Source organism: Mycoplana sp. 10N416 (genome assembly GCF_056394765.1).
This window is the reverse complement of the sequence record NZ_JBFTIM010000001.1, coordinates 445,553-462,532: the sequence shown is the minus strand read 5'-3', so window position 1 is coordinate 462,532 and position 16,980 is coordinate 445,553. Positions and strand designations below refer to the sequence as shown.

General features: G+C 64.5%; 19 protein-coding genes. 11 read left to right on the top strand and 8 right to left on the bottom strand.

Annotation, left to right across the window (positions count from 1 at the left end; all coding sequences use genetic code 11):
- Positions 1 to 2 precede the first annotated feature (2 nt).
- Positions 3 to 1,418: an MFS transporter gene (locus tag AC1DDS_RS02215; protein ID WP_477477392.1), complete on the bottom strand. Its 1,416-nt coding sequence runs from the start codon at positions 1,416 to 1,418 to the stop codon at positions 3 to 5.
- 192 nt (positions 1,419 to 1,610) lie between these two features.
- Here AC1DDS_RS02215 and AC1DDS_RS02210 point away from each other — a divergent pair, with 192 nt between their 5' ends.
- Positions 1,611 to 2,618 carry an asparaginase gene (locus AC1DDS_RS02210; RefSeq protein WP_310414634.1) on the top strand — a complete coding sequence of 336 codons (1,008 nt, stop codon included), beginning with the start codon at positions 1,611 to 1,613 and terminating at the stop codon, positions 2,616 to 2,618.
- A 99-nt stretch (positions 2,619 to 2,717) separates the two neighbouring features.
- Here AC1DDS_RS02210 and AC1DDS_RS02205 read toward each other — a convergent pair whose 3' ends face one another.
- The gene (locus tag AC1DDS_RS02205; RefSeq protein WP_477477391.1) at positions 2,718 to 4,661 is read right to left on the bottom strand and encodes an adenylate/guanylate cyclase domain-containing protein; all 1,944 of its coding nucleotides are present in this window, start codon (positions 4,659 to 4,661) and stop codon (positions 2,718 to 2,720) included.
- Positions 4,662 to 4,994: 333 nt separating this feature from the next.
- Here AC1DDS_RS02205 and AC1DDS_RS02200 point away from each other — a divergent pair, with 333 nt between their 5' ends.
- Positions 4,995 to 5,384, top strand: a complete 390-nt coding sequence (locus AC1DDS_RS02200) for a VOC family protein (RefSeq protein WP_477477390.1) — start codon at positions 4,995 to 4,997, stop codon at positions 5,382 to 5,384.
- A 131-nt stretch (positions 5,385 to 5,515) separates the two neighbouring features.
- On the top strand, positions 5,516 to 6,136 hold the full coding sequence (locus AC1DDS_RS02195) for a glutathione S-transferase family protein (RefSeq protein WP_477477389.1): 621 nt from the start codon (positions 5,516 to 5,518) through the stop codon (positions 6,134 to 6,136).
- A 37-nt stretch (positions 6,137 to 6,173) separates the two neighbouring features.
- Here AC1DDS_RS02195 and AC1DDS_RS02190 read toward each other — a convergent pair whose 3' ends face one another.
- On the bottom strand, positions 6,174 to 6,551 hold the full coding sequence (locus AC1DDS_RS02190) for an MmcQ/YjbR family DNA-binding protein (protein ID WP_477477388.1): 378 nt from the start codon (positions 6,549 to 6,551) through the stop codon (positions 6,174 to 6,176).
- 91 nt (positions 6,552 to 6,642) lie between these two features.
- A complete protein-coding gene (locus AC1DDS_RS02185) occupies positions 6,643 to 6,843 on the bottom strand; it encodes a hypothetical protein (RefSeq protein ID WP_477477387.1) in 201 nt (66 codons plus the stop codon).
- A 137-nt stretch (positions 6,844 to 6,980) separates the two neighbouring features.
- Here AC1DDS_RS02185 and AC1DDS_RS02180 point away from each other — a divergent pair, with 137 nt between their 5' ends.
- Complete coding sequence (locus tag AC1DDS_RS02180) at positions 6,981 to 7,901, top strand: LysR substrate-binding domain-containing protein (protein ID WP_477477386.1); 921 nt, start codon at positions 6,981 to 6,983, stop codon at positions 7,899 to 7,901.
- On the opposite strand, the gene AC1DDS_RS02175 is transcribed toward AC1DDS_RS02180, so the two are convergent.
- On the bottom strand, positions 7,885 to 8,544 hold the full coding sequence (locus tag AC1DDS_RS02175) for a glutathione S-transferase family protein (protein WP_477477385.1): 660 nt from the start codon (positions 8,542 to 8,544) through the stop codon (positions 7,885 to 7,887). The two genes, AC1DDS_RS02180 and AC1DDS_RS02175, sit on opposite strands and share 17 nt — an antisense overlap.
- A 77-nt stretch (positions 8,545 to 8,621) precedes the next feature.
- Between AC1DDS_RS02175 and AC1DDS_RS02170 the strand changes: the two genes are divergently transcribed.
- From AC1DDS_RS02170 to AC1DDS_RS02160, 3 genes are all read left to right on the top strand, one after another.
- Positions 8,622 to 9,122, top strand: a complete 501-nt coding sequence (locus AC1DDS_RS02170; protein ID WP_477477384.1) for a hypothetical protein — start codon at positions 8,622 to 8,624, stop codon at positions 9,120 to 9,122.
- Positions 9,123 to 9,184: 62 nt separating this feature from the next.
- Complete coding sequence (locus AC1DDS_RS02165; protein WP_477477383.1) at positions 9,185 to 9,385, top strand: hypothetical protein; 201 nt, start codon at positions 9,185 to 9,187, stop codon at positions 9,383 to 9,385.
- Between the two features lie 87 nt (positions 9,386 to 9,472).
- Positions 9,473 to 9,973: a copper chaperone PCu(A)C gene (locus AC1DDS_RS02160; protein ID WP_477477382.1), complete on the top strand. Its 501-nt coding sequence runs from the start codon at positions 9,473 to 9,475 to the stop codon at positions 9,971 to 9,973.
- Positions 9,974 to 10,151: 178 nt separating this feature from the next.
- Here AC1DDS_RS02160 and AC1DDS_RS02155 read toward each other — a convergent pair whose 3' ends face one another.
- Positions 10,152 to 11,510, bottom strand: coding sequence for a TIGR03808 family TAT-translocated repetitive protein (locus AC1DDS_RS02155; protein ID WP_477477381.1), 1,359 nt, complete (start codon positions 11,508 to 11,510; stop codon positions 10,152 to 10,154).
- A gap of 265 nt (positions 11,511 to 11,775) precedes the next feature.
- On the bottom strand, positions 11,776 to 12,249 hold the full coding sequence (locus AC1DDS_RS02150) for a DUF1579 domain-containing protein (protein WP_477477380.1): 474 nt from the start codon (positions 12,247 to 12,249) through the stop codon (positions 11,776 to 11,778).
- Positions 12,250 to 12,450: 201 nt separating this feature from the next.
- On the opposite strand from AC1DDS_RS02150, the gene AC1DDS_RS02145 reads away from it, so the two are divergent.
- The 3 genes from AC1DDS_RS02145 (at position 12,451) to AC1DDS_RS02135 (ending at position 16,267) form a co-directional block, all read left to right on the top strand.
- Positions 12,451 to 13,461: a ligase-associated DNA damage response exonuclease gene (locus AC1DDS_RS02145; RefSeq protein WP_477477379.1), complete on the top strand. Its 1,011-nt coding sequence runs from the start codon at positions 12,451 to 12,453 to the stop codon at positions 13,459 to 13,461.
- A 205-nt stretch (positions 13,462 to 13,666) separates the two neighbouring features.
- Positions 13,667 to 15,301, top strand: coding sequence for a cisplatin damage response ATP-dependent DNA ligase (locus AC1DDS_RS02140; RefSeq protein WP_477477378.1), 1,635 nt, complete (start codon positions 13,667 to 13,669; stop codon positions 15,299 to 15,301).
- A 174-nt stretch (positions 15,302 to 15,475) separates the two neighbouring features.
- Entirely contained in the window at positions 15,476 to 16,267 is a 792-nt protein-coding gene (locus AC1DDS_RS02135; RefSeq protein WP_405030178.1) for a L,D-transpeptidase, read from the top strand.
- Here AC1DDS_RS02135 and AC1DDS_RS02130 read toward each other — a convergent pair.
- Entirely contained in the window at positions 16,225 to 16,431 is a 207-nt protein-coding gene (locus AC1DDS_RS02130) for a hypothetical protein (RefSeq protein ID WP_477477377.1), read from the bottom strand. The genes AC1DDS_RS02135 and AC1DDS_RS02130 overlap by 43 nt on opposite strands.
- Positions 16,432 to 16,467: 36 nt before the next feature.
- On the opposite strand from AC1DDS_RS02130, the gene AC1DDS_RS02125 reads away from it, so the two are divergent.
- Positions 16,468 to 16,890: an organic hydroperoxide resistance protein gene (locus AC1DDS_RS02125; protein ID WP_477477376.1), complete on the top strand. Its 423-nt coding sequence runs from the start codon at positions 16,468 to 16,470 to the stop codon at positions 16,888 to 16,890.
- Positions 16,891 to 16,980: the final 90 nt, after the last annotated feature.

Sequence of the window (16,980 nt, the reverse complement as noted above, 5' to 3'; positions counted from 1 at the left end):
CGTCAGCGCTGCCGCAGCAACGACACCGCCAGGACGAACGCGACGAGGCCGGGAAGCGCGAACAGGCCGTAGAGCCAACTCGCCGCTGAAATGTTGCCGGCAACGCCGCCCGGATCGAGAAGTCCGGTGCTGTTTGCCACCACCCCCGCAAGCGCGGCGCCGAAAGCGCTGCCAAGCGATTGCATGGTGGTGATCGCCGCGGACGCCTTGTCCTTTTCGTCCTCGGGCGCGCGCTTGAGCACCAGCGTCACCAGATGCGCCCAGCCCATGCCGACGCCGAAGCCCATGCCGAAGATCGCGATCGTTGCCGGCGCGAGCGTTGCGACGCTCGAGTCCGGATTGGCGCGCGCCAAAAGGACGAGCAGTGCGCCGGTCGAAACCGCCTCGACCAGCGTGCCGACTGCGATGGAGACGACGGCCCGCCTTCCCGAAAGGCCCGCCGTCAGGAAGGCCGCTGCGGTCCAGCCGAGCGCAAGCACCGCGACCAGATAGCCGGACATCAGCGGCGTCACGCCGTGCAAGCCCTGCAGGAAATAGGGGATGTAGATGTCGGAGGCGAGCGCCACGAGCATCAGCAGCATGATCAGGTAGATGCGGGCAAGCATTGACGAGAGCCGCACGGCGCCGGCCGGTAGGAGGCGCGCCCGCGCGCGCCGTTCGATCGCCACCATCGCGAAGATCGCGACAGTCGCGAGACCGACAAGGGCGGCGCGCAGCGGCACGGCCTCGACCGATCCGGCGAAGGAAACGAACAGGACGGAGGCGAGCAGCAGCGCGATCTGCGCGTAAGGGGCCGGGGCGACCTGGTGTCGGTCCTCTCCGCGCGGCAGCCGGCGAGGGGCCAGAAGCGCCATTGCCAGCGCGATCGGAACGAGTATGGCAAAGGCCTCGCGCCAGGCGCTGCCATTGGCAAAGATGCCGCCGATGCTCGGACCGAGGAACGTCGCAATGCCCCAGATCGCCGCGTAGAGCGTCGATGCCTTGCGCCAGAGCGCTTCGGGATAGACGAAACGAATGAAGGAATAGCCGAGCGTAACCAGCAGCCCGGCACCAAGGCCCTGGACGGCGCGGCCGACGAGCACGATTTCGATCACCGGCGCCACCGCGCAGATGAAACTGCCGGCACCAAACAGCGCCGCACCGCCCACATAGCAGCGGTTCAGCGAGACGTCGGCCGGCCGCACGGCGACGAAGATCGAGCCGATGACGGAGGCAGCCACGTAGAGCGTCGTCGCCCAGGCAAACAGCGATAGCCCGCCGATGTCGCGCACGATCGAGGGCATCAGCGTGGCGGTGATGTAGGTCTCGATCGCGTGCATCGAGATGCCGCCGCCGAGCATGAGCGTCGGAAAGAGATTCGCGCCGGAGAAAAGGTCCGAAAGGCGCGACGGCGCGGAGATTGGCGGTGCTTCTGTCATTGTTTACGCAAGGAGAGAGGGATTCGGTCGAAACCTACATGTTTTGCGTTTCGCGGGAAGAGCCAAATGTCACGACAGTTCGAGGAGTCCACAAAACAGGAACGGGGCTGGAAACCTCTTGCCTCGGGATGCCATGGCGCATGATTTCGGCTAAGAGAGCAACCGTATCGCAATTCCTTGAGGGCAAGCAGCATGGAAAATCCGGTCCTGGTCGAGGTTACCCGCGGAAATCGCGTCGAGAGCCGTCATCGCGGCATGGTGGTGGCGGTCGATGGGGATGGCAAGGTGGTCTTTTCCCTCGGCGACATCGACGCGGCGGTTTTCCCGCGCTCGGCCTGCAAGGCGATGCAGGCGCTTCCCCTGGTCGAAAGCGGCGCGGCCGACGCCTACGGATTCGGCGCAAAGGAACTGGCGCTTGCCTGCGCCTCCCACAACGGTGAGCCCGAGCATGTGGCGCTTGCCGCCCGGATGCTCGCTGCGGCGGGCAGGGACGTCTCGGCATTGGAATGCGGCGCCCATTGGTCTTCCGACCAGCGCGTGCTGATCGACCAGGCCCGCACGATCGAGCGACCGACCGCGCTGCACAACAATTGCTCCGGCAAGCATGCCGGTTTCATCTGTGCCGCCTGCCACTCCGGCACCGACCCCAAGGGCTATGTTGGCTACGACCACCCGATCCAGGCGGAAATCCGCGGCACCATGGAAAGCCTGACGGGGGCGGCGCTGGCGCACGACAACTGCGGCACCGACGGCTGCTCGATTCCGACGTATGCGGTGCCCTTGAAGGCGCTGGCGCACGGCTTTGCCAAGATGGCGACGGGAACCGGCCTTGCGCCCGGCCGCGCCCGCGCCTCCAAACGGTTGATCGATGCCTGCATGGCCGAGCCCTTCTTCGTTGCCGGCAGCCGCCGCTCCTGCACGCAGTTGATGCAGATCGCGCCGGGCCGCATCTTCGCCAAGATCGGCGCCGAGGGCGTGTTCTGCGCCGCATTGCCGGAAAAGGGGATAGCGATCGCGTTGAAATGCGAGGAGGGAGCGTCGCGCGCGGCCGATGCGATGGTGGCGGCGACGCTTGCCCGCTTCTTCGACGATACCCCCGAGATCAAGGCCTCGCTGATGGCCCATGCCAATCACGCCATGCACAACTGGAACGGCATCCATGTCGGCGATATCAGGGTGACCGGGGCACTCGCGGTCTGACGGGGCTGAGGTCCGTCATGCGGCGCTCGCACTTTCGGAGGCGGGCACTGGAGCGGACCTGAACGCCTCATAGGCTGGCATTCCGGTCCGGAACCGCCATCAGCTGGTCCGATTGGCCGTTTTCGCAGTCGCTGCGTCAGGCGACCGTTCGGCGACCAGTTCCCATGTCTCGACCGCCTCGGCACGCCCCTTCGCATGCACCGGACCGATCGGGCGGAAAACAAACAGGTCCCGAACCACGCGATGGACGGCGCCGCTGGCAAGGATGGTGGTGCCAAACTCCTTGTTCAGTCCCTCCAGCCGCGATGCGACGTTGATCGTGTCGCCCATGGCCGTGTACTGCTGACGCGAGATTGCCCCGAAGCTGCCGACAACCGCCTGTCCGCTGTGCAGACCGAACCGCGTCATGAGTTCGGGGCGGCCGTTGTCGCGGTTTTTCTCGTTCATCTCGTCGATGGCAGCCTTCATGGCGAGCGCACAGCGACAGCCCCTCTCGACATGATCGGCTTCGGGAACGGGAGCATTCCACATGACAAAAACGGAATCGCCGAGATACTGGACGACCGTGCCTGCATGGCGTTCGATAATCTGGTTCAACATCTCGAAATAGGCAGACAGGATATCGACGACCTCCTCGGGCGGATGCTGCTCGGAGATCGTAGTGAAGTCGCGGATGTCGGTGAAAAGGGCCGTCACGTCCTGGCGCGCCGCCCTTGTGGACGTGTCGGCCGGGTTGATGATCCGCCGGACAACCTCGCGCGGGACATAAAGGGCAAACTGGCCGATGGCGCGCCGAGAGGCGGCCAGCGCGCCTGCCAAAGTGTTGATCTCACTGATGAGCGAGTGTGACGCGCCTTTTGCCGCGAAATCGAGATCACCGATCCTGCGCGCTTCATCAGAGAGCCGATACAGCGAGCGGCTGATCAGGCGCGAGAGCAGGATGGAGGCTACGATTCCCGCAATTACGAAGGCCGCGGCCACTGCGAGATTGCGCAGGAGCTGCCGATTGGCTTGGCGCACGAGGTCTTCGAGCGGCACGACGACGGCGACGGAACTGCCCTTGAACAGATTGGAGAAGGACACCGGGGCGATCTGGACCAGATAGCTCTCCCCGTCCAGATCGAACCGGGCCACCTGCCCGCTTGCGACGCTCGGGTCGTGACGAAGCCGGATCACCGCTTCGACCGTTCGATCCAGCGCTACCGTTGCGCCTTCGCCCGCTCCGCGTCCCGACCAGGTGCCGAGTATCCTGCTCATCATGGCCGGGTCGGAATGCGCCACGAGCTTGTCCTGTTCGTTGAGGATGTAGCTGCGCGCACGCGGCGAAATCTCCCGCGCATCGAGCAGGTGGCTGACGGTCTCGAGGTGGATATTGACCCCGACCACGACCTGGCCGTTGTCCTTCATGGGAGCCGCGATCGTAAGCGTCGGGACCTTCAGCGTTCCGCTGACGAAGGGACCGACGGACACGGGTGTTCCGTACCGGACAACCGCGCGGTACCATGGACGCTCTCTTGCATCGAAGGTCGTTTTCGCGAACGGCCGCGCCCCGATCAGGCGGTCGTTGCCGTCGACAAACCGCATGGTTTCGACACGGACGGCCTTGTCCTGTGCCGTGACAATCCGGACCGCGAACGCCGTGTCGTCGGGCGCTGAAAGGGCTGTTCGGACATGTGGGTTTGCCGTGTTGATCGCCTGGATGTACGAGCCGTCCGGGTAACCGGCCAGAATGCTCGTCGCATTCGGGACGTTGCGAAGCACCTCGAGGAAGAAGGCCTGCTTTTCCTCAAGCTCCAAAGGCGGTCGGGAAACCAGTTGCGGCAGGGTGGCGGCGACGGCAACGACTTCATATCCCCCCTCGAGGGCGTATTTGTACCCATCGACAAGGCGCAGGCTCATCTGCCGCATCTGCTTCTCGCCCGCAAGGATCGCGGCTCCGCGCCCCTGGCTGAACGCCATCCAGATCAGCGGTATCGAAATGCAAAGCAGCAGGGTCGCGACCAGCACGCTGAGATGCAATCTAAGGGGTTTTGACCAATTCACCTGATCTCCGATGGTGCCAGTGCGCCTGCGAATTGTCCGGACCGTCAAACCCGCTGGCGTTCCAGCACGCCATCGCGGTTTGTGTGCCGCAATACTCTAACAGCGAAGGGAGTGATCGGAGGACGTATCATCTGGTAGGCTACGGCCTGCGGTGCACACGCCCGTTCGCGGGGGGCGAGCCGGCTTTTGGGCTCGTCTGCCGGCGTGCGAAAATTGTTGCCTTGAAAATAGTCGACACGCCGCGTCGGAACCAGCGCACCCGATACGTCCTTGAGCCATTCGATGGTCGCGCTGCGGGCGCGACCCGAGCAAACCGGAAAAAGGAGCCGCCGCATGCGCATGATCTTCGTCAACCTGCCCGTCAAGGACCTGCCGGCCACGCGCCACTTCTTCGCGGCCCTTGGTTTTACGTTCAATGAACAGTTCAGCGACGAGCAAGCGGCCTGCATGGTCGTTGACGACAACATCTTCGTCATGCTGCTGGTCGAAAGCCGGTTTAAGGACTTCGTCACCGGCGCCGTCGGCGATCCGGAGAAGGACACCCAGGTCCTGACCTGCCTTTCCGCAGCTAGCCATGACGAGGTCGATTCGTTCAAGGCGAAGGCACTCGCTGCCGGCGCCCGCGAATGGAAGCCGAACATCGAGTTCGGCCCGATGTATGGCTGCAGCTTCCAGGATATCAACGGCCATGTCTGGGAAATCATGCACATGGCGCAGGGCTGAGGCCGGTCGGAGGGGCGTGCGTCGGTTGCGGTCCGACACTTTTCGCCTTCGCTGACGGCCCACCACTGGCGGCAGGAGGCGGGCACTGGCAGAGTGGTTCCGGGATTCACTGAAACCGACCGGAGGACACCATGCTGACCCTGCACTACGCGCCGCGCACCTGCTCGCTCGCCTCGCTCATCGCGCTCGAGGAAAGCGGGCTGGGTTTCGAGGTGAAGAAGCTGGATCTTGCCGGCGGTGCGCAGCGCTCGCCCGACTATCTGGCGATCAATCCCAAGGGGAGGGTGCCCGCGCTCGTCGGCGATCGCGGCATCCTCACCGAGACCCCGGCAATCCTCGCCTATATCGCCCAGGTGACACCCGGCGGCAGGCTGGCGCCGCTCGATGACGCCTTCGCCTTCGCCCGCATGCAGGCGTTCAATTCCTATCTCTGCTCCACCGTTCACGTCGCGCATGCGCACAAGCTCAGGGGCGTGCGTTGGACCGACGACGCGGCGGCGATCGAGACGATGAAGGCGAAGGTGCCGGAGAACATGGCCGAGTGTTTTCGGCTGATCGAGGAGACGATTTTCACCGGCCCGTGGGTGATGGGCAACGCCTATTCGGTCGCCGATCCCTATCTCTTCACCATCGGCGGCTGGCTGAAGGGCGACGGGGTCGATCCCGCCCGCTTTCCCAAAGTGGCAGAGCACCGCGCCCGGATGCTGGAGCGCCCGGCTGTCCAGCGCGCCGTTGCGCGGGAAGAGGCCTGAAGGCAGCCTGCGCACGTCGCACCACCGCGGGCAGCGCCTATTCTCGTGGAATGCTGGTGGCCTCAGGGCGATGCGCGCGGCGAAGCTTGGCGGGCGCACGTCTCTGCCAGGCCTCGGCGATGCGCCGGCGCAGCGCCTCATCGTCGATTGCGCCGGCGTGCACGAGGATCGCCGGCCAACCATGATAGTGCGGCGTCTCGAAATAGATGTCGGGCGCCATTTCGATGAAGTGTTCCTTCTCGTCCAGCGGCATTGAAAGGACGACCACGTCGTCGCTTCGGGCGCAGGCGATCATTTTCCCCGCCACCTTGAGCGCCATGGCGCCGTAGGACGTGCCTGTTTCCACGCCGGGAAGGTCACGCGCCAGGCGCTCCAGCCGCGCTGTTAGCGCTTCCGTTTCGGCGGCCTCTGCCATGCGCCACTCCTCTTTGAGGTGGCTCATCATAGCTTGGTCTTGTTCGCGAAGGCAGCCGAATTGCGCGTATCACTCCATCTCCGTTCAGATGTCACCGGCAGAGTATGCCGGTCTCGTATGCCGCCTTCCCGGAGGGAAAGCCGCGAAACGGCAGGTCGGCGCGCTGGCGCTCGTCCATCGCTTCGATCTGCGGATGCGCGAGCGGGTCGCGGATCCAGTCGGCCGCAACGGTGTCGTCACCGGACGGCGGCACGGCGATCCGCCTGAGCCTGCTTAAGAAAAACTTGAACATTGTTCCCTCCTGCAGGTTCCGGCATTATCCAATGTCATAATCGATCAAGGCTTGGGAGGATTGATCCGGCGAAATCATCGTCGTTTGCGGCGACGTTTTCAATTGAGGAGATCAGGGCGATATTATAGAAAATCTATATGAAGAACTTGAACAGTATCCACCTGAACGGGCTGCGCGCGATCGAGGCGGTCGGGCGTCTCGGTTCCCTGCAGGCGGCGGCAGACGAACTCGGCGTCACCGTCGGCGCGGTCAGCCAGCAGGTGATCAAGGCGGAGGGCCAGCTTGGGCGGATGGTCTTCAACCGCACCACGCGCGGCATGGTCCCGACCGCGTTCGGCGAGCCGCTGCTGAAGAGGCTGAATGCCGGCTTTCGCGAACTGTCCGAGGCGGTCGGCAGCGCCAGGCACCGCGACGATGCGATCCTCGTCATCTCCGTGGCGCCGATTTTCGCCCAGCGCTGGCTGATCCACCGCATCCATCATTTCAGCGCGGCCCATCCCGAGATCAGCCTGCGCATCGAATCGACGACGGCGCTGGTGGATCTGTCCGGTTCCGATGTGGACCTTGCCATCCGTATCGGACCGGGAAACTGGCCGGGGGTGAAGGCGGAGTTCGTGCTGCCGCAGGAGATGTTTCCGGTTTGCACGCCGGCTCTAGCCGAGCGGCTCCGCGCGCCCCAAGACCTGGTCGATATGCCGGCGGTGATCGACGCCAACGACCCGTTCACCTGGGATGTCTGGCTGAGGGCGGCCGGGCTCGATCAGCCGGCGCCGAAGACGCGTCATGTGTTCAGCGACGCTTCGCTTTGCCTCGATGCGGCGCTCGCGGGGCAGGGGGTGTTGCTCGCCTGGCCGATCCTTGCGTCCTGGGCGTTGAAGGAGGGGAGGCTGGTCGCGCCCTTTGACATCCGCGTCAGGACGGGGATGGGCTACTACTTCGTCACGGCCCCGGATATCCGGGAGCCGCGCAAGGTCACCCTGTTCAAGGCCTGGATGAAGCAGGCGATTGCCGAAAGCGTCGGCGAGAATGCGGACTGGGCGTCTATTCCGGTTCCTTGAGGCGCGCCTCGAACATGGCTTTGAAGGCCGGGCGCGCCTGGCAGGCCGCAAGCCAGGCCTTCACGTTGGGGGCTGCATCGAAGAGCTCCGTCTGGCTCATCGTGTAGCGGAACACCTCGGCAAGGTTGAGGTCCGCGACCGTGAAGCGATCGCCGACGACATGCCCGGTCGCAGCGAGCCGCTGGTCGAGCAGCGCGAACGCCTTCTTCAGGGCCTTGGTGGCGGCGCGGACCGTGAGCCGGCCCTGTTCGCTTTCGGCGGCGTTCTTGTCGAGCGTGAGGATGATCTTGATGGCGTTCGGTTCCACTTCGGTTGCCGCCCACATCGTCCACTGCAGCATTTCCGCCTCTTCGGTGACGGTCTGGCCGGAGAGCGGGCCACCGTGCTTGCGGGCGAGATAGAGGTTGATCGCCAGGGATTCGTTCATGACGAAGCCGCCGTCGTCGATGCAAGGGATCAGGCCGGCCGGATTGACCGCCAGGAACTCGGGCGAGAGCGTGTTGAGCGGCGCTTCGGCGGCGGCCGGATCATCGAGCCGGTAGGCCTGGATCACCGGGACCGAGACGAACGGGACGCCGAGCTCGCCGGCCATCCAGTAGTTGCGCGAGGCGCGTGAGCGATAAACGCCATAGATCGTGAGCATGTGCGATTCTCCCTGGTTCGTGGGCACAGATTAGGAGTTCGCATCGCCAGGTGATAGGTTGCGGGCGTGATCGTTCGATGAAAAGTGATGATGGTTCGCGGCGAGCCTTCAGCCACAATGCCGCATTGACCGGCACGCGGAAACAGCGATATGGCGGAAGCATCCGTAATCGTACGGATGGCGAGGAAGCGATGAACCTGAGGGGCAACAAGGCGGCTGTGCTTGTGCGCATGCTCTGCATGCTCGCCCTGGTGTTTTTGTCCTTCGCCCACAAGCCGGTTGTGGCGGCGCCGCTGTCGCCGGCCGAACTAGCGGCCATCACGTTGCCGGACGGCACCATTGCCGACCTGTGCATCAATGGCGGCGTCGACCATGGCAAGTTCAAGCAGGGCCTGGGTCCGGGCTGTGAAGCCTGCCGCATCAGTGCTGCCGCTCTTCTGCCCGTCCCGACCGATATCGGCGGCCGGCTCATTGCTTTCCGTATCGTCGGTGACCGCCCGCTGATTGAGGCGGTCGTCACCGGCCAGCGCTACGAGCCGGGCGCGCCGCCCACGGCTCCGCCCCACCTGTCGATCTGATCTCAAGCCATCCGCACGCGCAGTCCGCGTGTGGTCCGCAGTTCACTTCGACGGAATACTGCATGACGAAGTCATCCGACGCGCCGGCAATCGCCGCTGCGGGTATTCCCGCCTTCTCCCGGCAGCTTCGTGCGCCGGCCGGGCCTCTCGGGCTCGGCGGAGGCGCGATCCATGTCGACCGGGTGCCCGTGAAAAGCGTGTCTGAAATTGCGTTTGCACAAGCTTTGTCGAACGAAAAGGTGCTCGAATATCCGCGAGCATGAGGGCTGCGAATAACGCCTCTTCAACAAGTTTGGTGCCGTGGCGAGACGCCAGCACCTTCGAATTTCTGCCCAACGAAAGGGAATGACATGAAACTTCTCCCAAAGATCCTGGCAGCCGCGATGCTGTTTGCCGTCCCCGCCTTCGGCGCGCTTGCGCATGACTACAAGGCAGGCAACCTCGAAATCCATCATCCGGCGTCGCGGGCGACGCTGGCCGGGCAGCCGGTCGGTGGCGGTTTCATGACGATCACCAATCACGGCCAGGAGGCCGACCGGCTTGTCTCCATCACCTCACCGGTTTCCGACGACGTGCAGATCCATGAAATGGCGATGGAAAACGACGTGATGAAGATGCGTCAGCTGAAGGACGGCGTCGCGATTCCGGCCGGCGCAAAGGTCGAGCTGAAGCCCGGCGGGCTGCATGTGATGTTCATGGCGATCAAGCAGCCCTTCAAGGAGGGCGAGAGGATTGCCGCCACGCTGAACTTCGAGAAGGCCGGTCCGGTCGCGGTCGAATTCATGGTCGGCCCGTCCAAGGCCAAGCAAGAGCAGCACAGCCAGACTGAAGGCGAACCCCACAAGATGTGAGGCGAAACAGAGATGGGGAAGGCACGCAGAGAGCCTTCCCCATCCGCCCCATCGCCCCTCCGGCGTTCGGGCAACGGAGGGGCGAGTGCCGCGGCCGCCCCATGCATCCGGTGGCGGCCGTTAGAAGTTGACCGCGGACGCGTCACATGTACGCGCACCGCGGGAGCGCCTGTCCGCCTTATCCCGTACGGTTGCGCTCAATCGTAATATGCGCGAACCGTTCCGGTTCGTCCGAAAGCTCGCCTGTCGCCCGCTCGTTCCAGCGATAGCCGGCGATGGCGCCCTGCGGCGTCTCCTCGAAGACGTTGCCGGAGATCAACGCTGAACCGGCGCCTTCGACGACGGTCACCGCGCAGCCGACGGGCGTGCCACGCACGAGGTTTCCGTTGACGACGAGCCCACGCATGAACGGCCCCCAGCCGAGCATCAGCCCGTATTTCGGCGCGTTCTCGACCGTGTTGCCGCTGACGACGGTGTCTGCTTCCACCGCGATGCCGAAGCCGAAGCCCGCGCCGTCGTGCACATAGGGTCCTTCGAGGCGGAGGTTGCGCACGACGTTGCCCGTCACCGTTGCGAGCCTGCCGCCTTCGTTGAAGTTGACGATCAGGATACCGTTGGCCGCCCCGTCGATCAGGTTGCCGTTGACGATCGCGCCCTGGAAGCCGAACTCCGAATAGATTGCCGTCTCCCCGGAGTTGAGGCAGGTGTTGCCTGCGATCTGCACGTTCGATCCGGCGTTTGCGCGGATCGCGGAGAAGGCGCATCCGGAAACGTGGTTGTTCGTCACCATCACATCGTCGGCGCGGAAGATGTTGATGCCGTTGCCGTACTCGCCGGTGCCGCCCTTCGTCGCTGCGATCTGCGCGATGCGGTTGCCCGAGACGATCGTGCCGTCCGATCCCTTGTTCCAGCGGTGCACGAGGACGCCGCCGTTGGCGCATTCGACGACGGTATTGGCTGAAATCGCAAGACCGCTGCTTTCGATCGCAAAGACCGCGAAGTCCGCGGCACCGGAAATGCGGTTCCTCTCGATGCGGCCGCCACAGCGTTCGAGATACAGCGCCGACTTGGCCGAGCCCTTGATTTCGCAGTTTTCGATCCGCACCTCGCGCGCGCCGCCGAGGTGGAGCAGTCCCTGCACGGTGTCGTCGAGCCAGCGGTTGCCTCCGTCGATGACGAGATTTTCGAGAATTACGCTGTTGACGTCCTGCCCGGCGAACAGATGGCCGCCGCCGCCGTAAAGGATGCGCGTCGCCCCCGGAACACCCGTCAGCTGGGTGTTGGCGGGAAGCTCGATGTTGGAGACATGATAGTCGCCTGGCGGCAGGAAGACCGGCAGGTTCTTTGCCGCCGCGTCGCGCAGGAGCTTTCCGAATGCCTTGCTCTTGCGATCGTCTCCGCCCGGCCGCACGCCATGCGCAGACGCATCGATCGCGCCGCGCAGGTCGACGTTCAAAACCGGCGTGCCGGCGCCGAGGGCGGGTACGGCGGCCGCGCCGAGGCCGATGGATGAGAGAAATAACCGTCTGCTAACCATGTCTGCTCCTTGCAAACAGGGACGCAGGAAGCGTGCCACCGCAATTCGTGCCGAAACGGCACAACTGGAGGCCTCCGGCGGCGGCGCGCGCCCGCTGCCAAGGCAGGGTTGGCACATTGAACGGAAATGGGACGGGTGGCTTGGGCCGTGAGCCGAACCTCGATGCCCGGATATCGGCAAGCTTTCGTCCGGTCGTCTCTTGAGCGCTTGGAACGCCGACCTGTTCAGCCTGCAAGGGGAATTGCCGCTGACCCGTCCTGACTGTTCAGCCCCGCCGCCAGTAGTGCATTTCCATCATCTTGTCCCAACTGCCGTCGTTCTGACGCACCAGCGCGGTGAGCGTGCGATGCCGGTCGTCGATGAAGGTGATGATGTCCTGATAGGGCACCCGCTTGCCTTCGTTCTTGAAGTCAGGCCCCTCGCTGTGGAGCGTCAGCAGGTCTCCGGTCGGCTCGAGCACGCCTTCATAGTGCCAGAGATAGTTCATCATCGAGCCGACCCACGTGCCGGTGTAGTGGCCACGCTGCGGATCGTAGCCGAGCGTCATCAGCGTTTCCGCCTCCTGTCCGTCCGGCATCAGACCGCGGCCCTCGCAGAGGACCCAGCGTCCGCCGAGCGGGCGGACGTGTTCGGTCCAGGTGCTCTTTGCCGGGGGGCCATCGATCGCATCGGCGGAAACGTCCCAGTCCCCGACGAGGCGCTGGAGCCAATGATGCTGTGTGGTGACTTCGTTCTGCATGTCGCCTCCTTCGAACGGTGTTTGCGCCCTGCGGCGCACGTCCGGGACCAGACTACCAACTTGGGCGCATTCGCTTTGTTTCAAGTGGTGGCTGGCACCGGATGCGTCGATGGGGTGGGCTTGCAGGCAATGGCCTGGCCGGATCCCGCCGAATATCGACAACCTCTGGCAGCCGGCGCAAATGTCCCTATCTTGTCAGGCATGAAGCCAGACCGTCTGCTCTATCCTGCACCCGCCGGCCTCTATTGTCCGGCCGGCGATTTCTATGTCGATCCGGTGCGTCCCGTGGCGCGGGCGCTGATCACGCATGGGCATTCCGACCACGCCCGGGCCGGGCATGGCGCGGTGCTGGCGACGCGGGAAACGCTCGACATCATGGCGATCCGCTATGGTCCGGACTTCTGCGGCGCCGCCCAGGCTGTCGCGTACGGGGAAGCGATCGATCTCGGAGGCGCGCGGGTCTCCTTCCATCCCGCCGGCCATGTGCTCGGCTCGGCGCAGATCGCGATCGCGGCGAATGGTACGCGCTTCTGCGTTTCCGGCGACTACAAGCGCGGCGACGATCCGACCTGCGCACCCTATGAGCCGGTCGCCTGCGACGTCTTCATCACCGAGGCGACCTTCGGCCTGCCGGTGTTCCACCATCCGGATCCGAAGGGCGAGATCGAAAAGCTTTTCACCTCGCTCAAGCAGTTCCCCGAGCGCACCCACCTCGTCGGCGCCTATTCGCTGGGAAAGTCGCAGCGCGTGATCCGCCTTCTGCGTGACTGCGGCTACGACAAGCCGATCTACATTCACGGCTCGCTCGCAAGGCTGTGCGACTACTATGTCAGTCGCGGCGTCGATCTCGGTGAGCTACGCCCGGCGACGCTGGAGAAAGACGACACTACCGATCTGTCCGGGGCGATTGTCGTCGGCCCGCCGTCGGCCTTTGCCGAGCGCTGGGCGCGCCGCTTCAACGAGCCGCTCGTCGCCTTTGCCTCCGGCTGGATGATGGTGCGCCAGCGCGCCAAGCAGGGCGGCGTCGAACTGCCCTTGGTGATCTCCGACCATTGCGACTGGCCGGAACTGACCGAGACGATCCGCGAACTTCAGCCCTCCGAGGTGTGGGTGACGCACGGCCGCGAGGAGGCGCTGGTGCGCTGGTGCGAGCTTGCGGGCATTCCCGCCCGCCCACTGCACCTCGTCGGCTACGAGGACGAGGGGGATTGATGGACGGTCAGGCTTACCCTTCATCCGTCGGTACCAAACCGGCCCGCGTTCGCCCCTCATCCGCCTGCCGGCACCTTCTCCCCGCTTGCGGGGAGAAGGAAGGAACCGGCACGGTCGCGAATGCCACGTCCCCTCTGCCCGCCTGCGGGGAGAGGGTCAGGGTGAGGGGCTATTGCGGCGGTGCCGGTGGAGGGAGCGTTCGCCGATGAAAGCCTTCGCCGAACTCCTCGATCGTCTCGTGCTGACGCCGTCGCGCAACGGCAAACTGAAGCTGCTGGCCGACTATTTTCGCGACACGCCCGATCCCGATCGTGGCTATAGCTTGGCCGCGATCGCCGGCACGCTGGACCTGAAGAGCGTCAAACCGGCCATGCTGCGTGATCTCGTGCTGGAGCGGATGGACGAGGTTCTGTTTCGCTATTCCTACGACTATGTCGGCGATCTCGCCGAGACGATCTCGCTCGTCTGGGACCAGGAGCGCAAGGAGCGCATCGACGACGAGCACCAACCCCGGCTCGGCGCGGTCGTGACGCGGATGAACGCGCTCGGCCGCACAGAAGTCCGTTCCGTCGTGCGCGACCTGCTCGACCTGCTCGACCCTTCCGCCCGCTTCGCCTTCATCAAGCTCGTCACCGGCGGCTTGCGCATCGGTGTCTCGGCCCGGCTTGCCAAGCAGGCGCTGGCGGACTTTTCGGACAGAGACGTAACCGAGATTGAAACGCTCTGGCACGGCCTGCAGCCGCCGTATGAGCCTTTGTTTGCCTGGCTGGAGGGCCGCTCCGAACGCCCGGTGCTGGCGACGCCTGCGATCTTCCATTCCGTCATGCTGGCCAACCCGGTCGGCGAGGGCGATCTCGACAGCCTCGACCCGGCCGATTTCGCAGCCGAATGGAAATGGGACGGCATCCGCGTGCAGCTTTCGGCATCGGGGCCGACGCGCCGGCTCTATTCCCGGTCGGGCGATGACATTTCTACGGCCTTCCCGGATATTGTCGATGCGATGACGTTCGAGGGCGTTGTCGACGGTGAACTGCTGATTGGCGGGACGATGCGGTCGAACAGCCCGACGCGGACGTTCTCCGACCTGCAGCAGCGGCTGAACCGCAAGACCGTCAACGTGCGGATGCTGGAGGACTATCCCGCCTTCGTGCGCGCCTACGATGTTCTCTTCGACCGCGAAACCGACGTGCGGCCGGAAAATTTCAAGACCCGCCGCGCCCGGCTGACCGACCTGATCGAAAAGGCGCTGCCCGATCGCTTCGACCTTTCGCCGCTCGTTCCGTTTGACAGTTGGGATGCACTCGACCGCCTCCGCGCCGCCCCGCCCGATCCGGTGATCGAGGGTGTGATGATCAAGCGGCTCGACAGCTCCTACCAGGCCGGCCGCCTGAAGGGGCCGTGGTTCAAGTGGAAGCGCGATCCCTACAATGTCGATGCCGTGCTGATGTATGCGCAGCGCGGCCATGGCAAGCGGTCGAGCTACTATTCCGACTTCACCTTCGGCGTCTGGGCGGCGGGGCCGGACGGCGACATGCTGGTGCCGGTCGGCAAGGCCTATTTCGGCTTCACCGATGCAGAACTGGACGTGCTCGACCGCTTTGTCCGCAACAACACCGTCGATCGCTTCGGCCCGGTCCGCGCCGTGCGCGCCGAGCCGGATTTCGGCTTCGTGTTCGAGGTCGCCTTCGAGGGAATCAACCGCTCCACCCGTCACAAGTCCGGGGTCGCCATGCGCTTTCCCCGGATCGCCCGCCTGCGCGACGACAAGCTGCCGCGCGACGCCGACCGGCTCGAGACGCTGATGGCGCTGGTGGAGGCGAGCGAAGGAGTGGCGCCGTAATCGCCGGTTGCTTCCCGTTCCTGCCTGAATTGTGAAAGAAAGTGATCGTGGCAAGCCACGCGCCAGCCGGCGATGCCACAATTACGGCACGGTGACGACCCTATCTTGCAGGCAGAGGTAGGTGCGTGTCCGACTGCTGCTTGCGTTTCTCGGTTTCACGGATTGCGTCGCTAGATCATGACCCCAGAACTTCTTCTCTCCCGCCGCCGGTTGTTGCGGTTTTCCGGACTGGCGGCGGCTACGGCGCTTGCCGGTTGCACGTCATCGATGAACACCGACCGCTTCCGTTGGCAGACCGATCCGGTCTATCGCAACCCTGCACTCGAAGGCGTGCCGGGTGCCTATCTCGAAGGCCGCGATCCCGACCAGGGCCCTTACGACGAGGCAATGCTGCCCACGGGCATACCGGATCTGGACCCGAGATACGCCGGAATCTATGCCACCCGCATCGACGGGGGCTTTACCATTCCGCAGGTTCCCTATCAAAAGATCGATGCCCGTTATCTGCGCCACGAGGTGGAGGATCCCTTCGGCGAGGCACCCGGCACGATCATCGTCGACACGGCAAATCGCTATCTCTACCTGACCCAACCGGGCGGCCGCGCCATGCGCTATGGCGTTGGAATCGGTCGCGAAGGTTTTGCCTGGTCCGGACGCGGCGTCATCCAGTGGAAGCAGGCCTGGCCGCGCTGGACCCCGCCGGACACGATGGTGGCGCGCCAACCCGAACTCGATCCGTACTCCGCCCGCAACGGTGGCATGGCGCCGGGCGTGTCGAATCCGCTCGGCGCGCGCGCTCTCTATATCTTCCAGAACGGCCAGGACACGCTCTACCGTCTGCACGGGACGCCCGAGTGGAAATCGATCGGCCGCGCCGCGTCCTCGGGCTGCGTCCGTCTGTTGAACCAGGACGTGATTGACCTCTACAACCGCGTGCCGAACAAATCCCCGATCGTCGTGATCTGACTTTTTGAGAACTCCTGCGCGGCGCCGCGGCATCCGCCGACTTCGGTGTCCCCATCCACGGACTTCTGCAGGGCGTGCACAATCGCCTCGAGCGACGTTACGCTCTTGCCGTCGTCTTGCCAGAGCGTCAGCAGCACCAGATACTGCGGCCACAACTCGATCATGCGTTTCGCTTTCATCATCAAGAAGGGAGATCTGACATGCCCATTCTCTACACCACCAAGGCATCCGCCACCGGTGGCCGTGCAGGCCATGGCGCTTCGGAAGACGGCGTGCTCGACGTCACGCTGACCGTGCCGAAGGAACTCGGCGGCGACGGCGCCCGCGGCACCAATCCCGAGCAGCTTTTCGCCACCGGCTATTCCGCCTGCTACCTTGGCGCGCTGAAGTTCGTCGCCGGCAAGGAGAAGGTCAAGATCCCGGACGAAGCGAAGGTGACGGCGACCGTCGGCATCGGCCCGCGCGACGATGGCGCCGGTTTCGGCATCGAGGCGGCTCTCGAAGTTTCCGTTCCCGGCGTCGACAAGGCGATCGTCGAGGAGCTTACCAAGAAGGCGCATGTCGTCTGCCCTTACAGCCACGCCACCCGCGGCAATCTGAACGTCAAGACGACGGTGGTATGATCGAGCGACCCTGCCGCGAGCCGCCGCTTCGGCTCGCGGTGTCTTGGTCGCTAGCCTTTCCTTTGAAATATTCTGTGCTATAATTTTCCA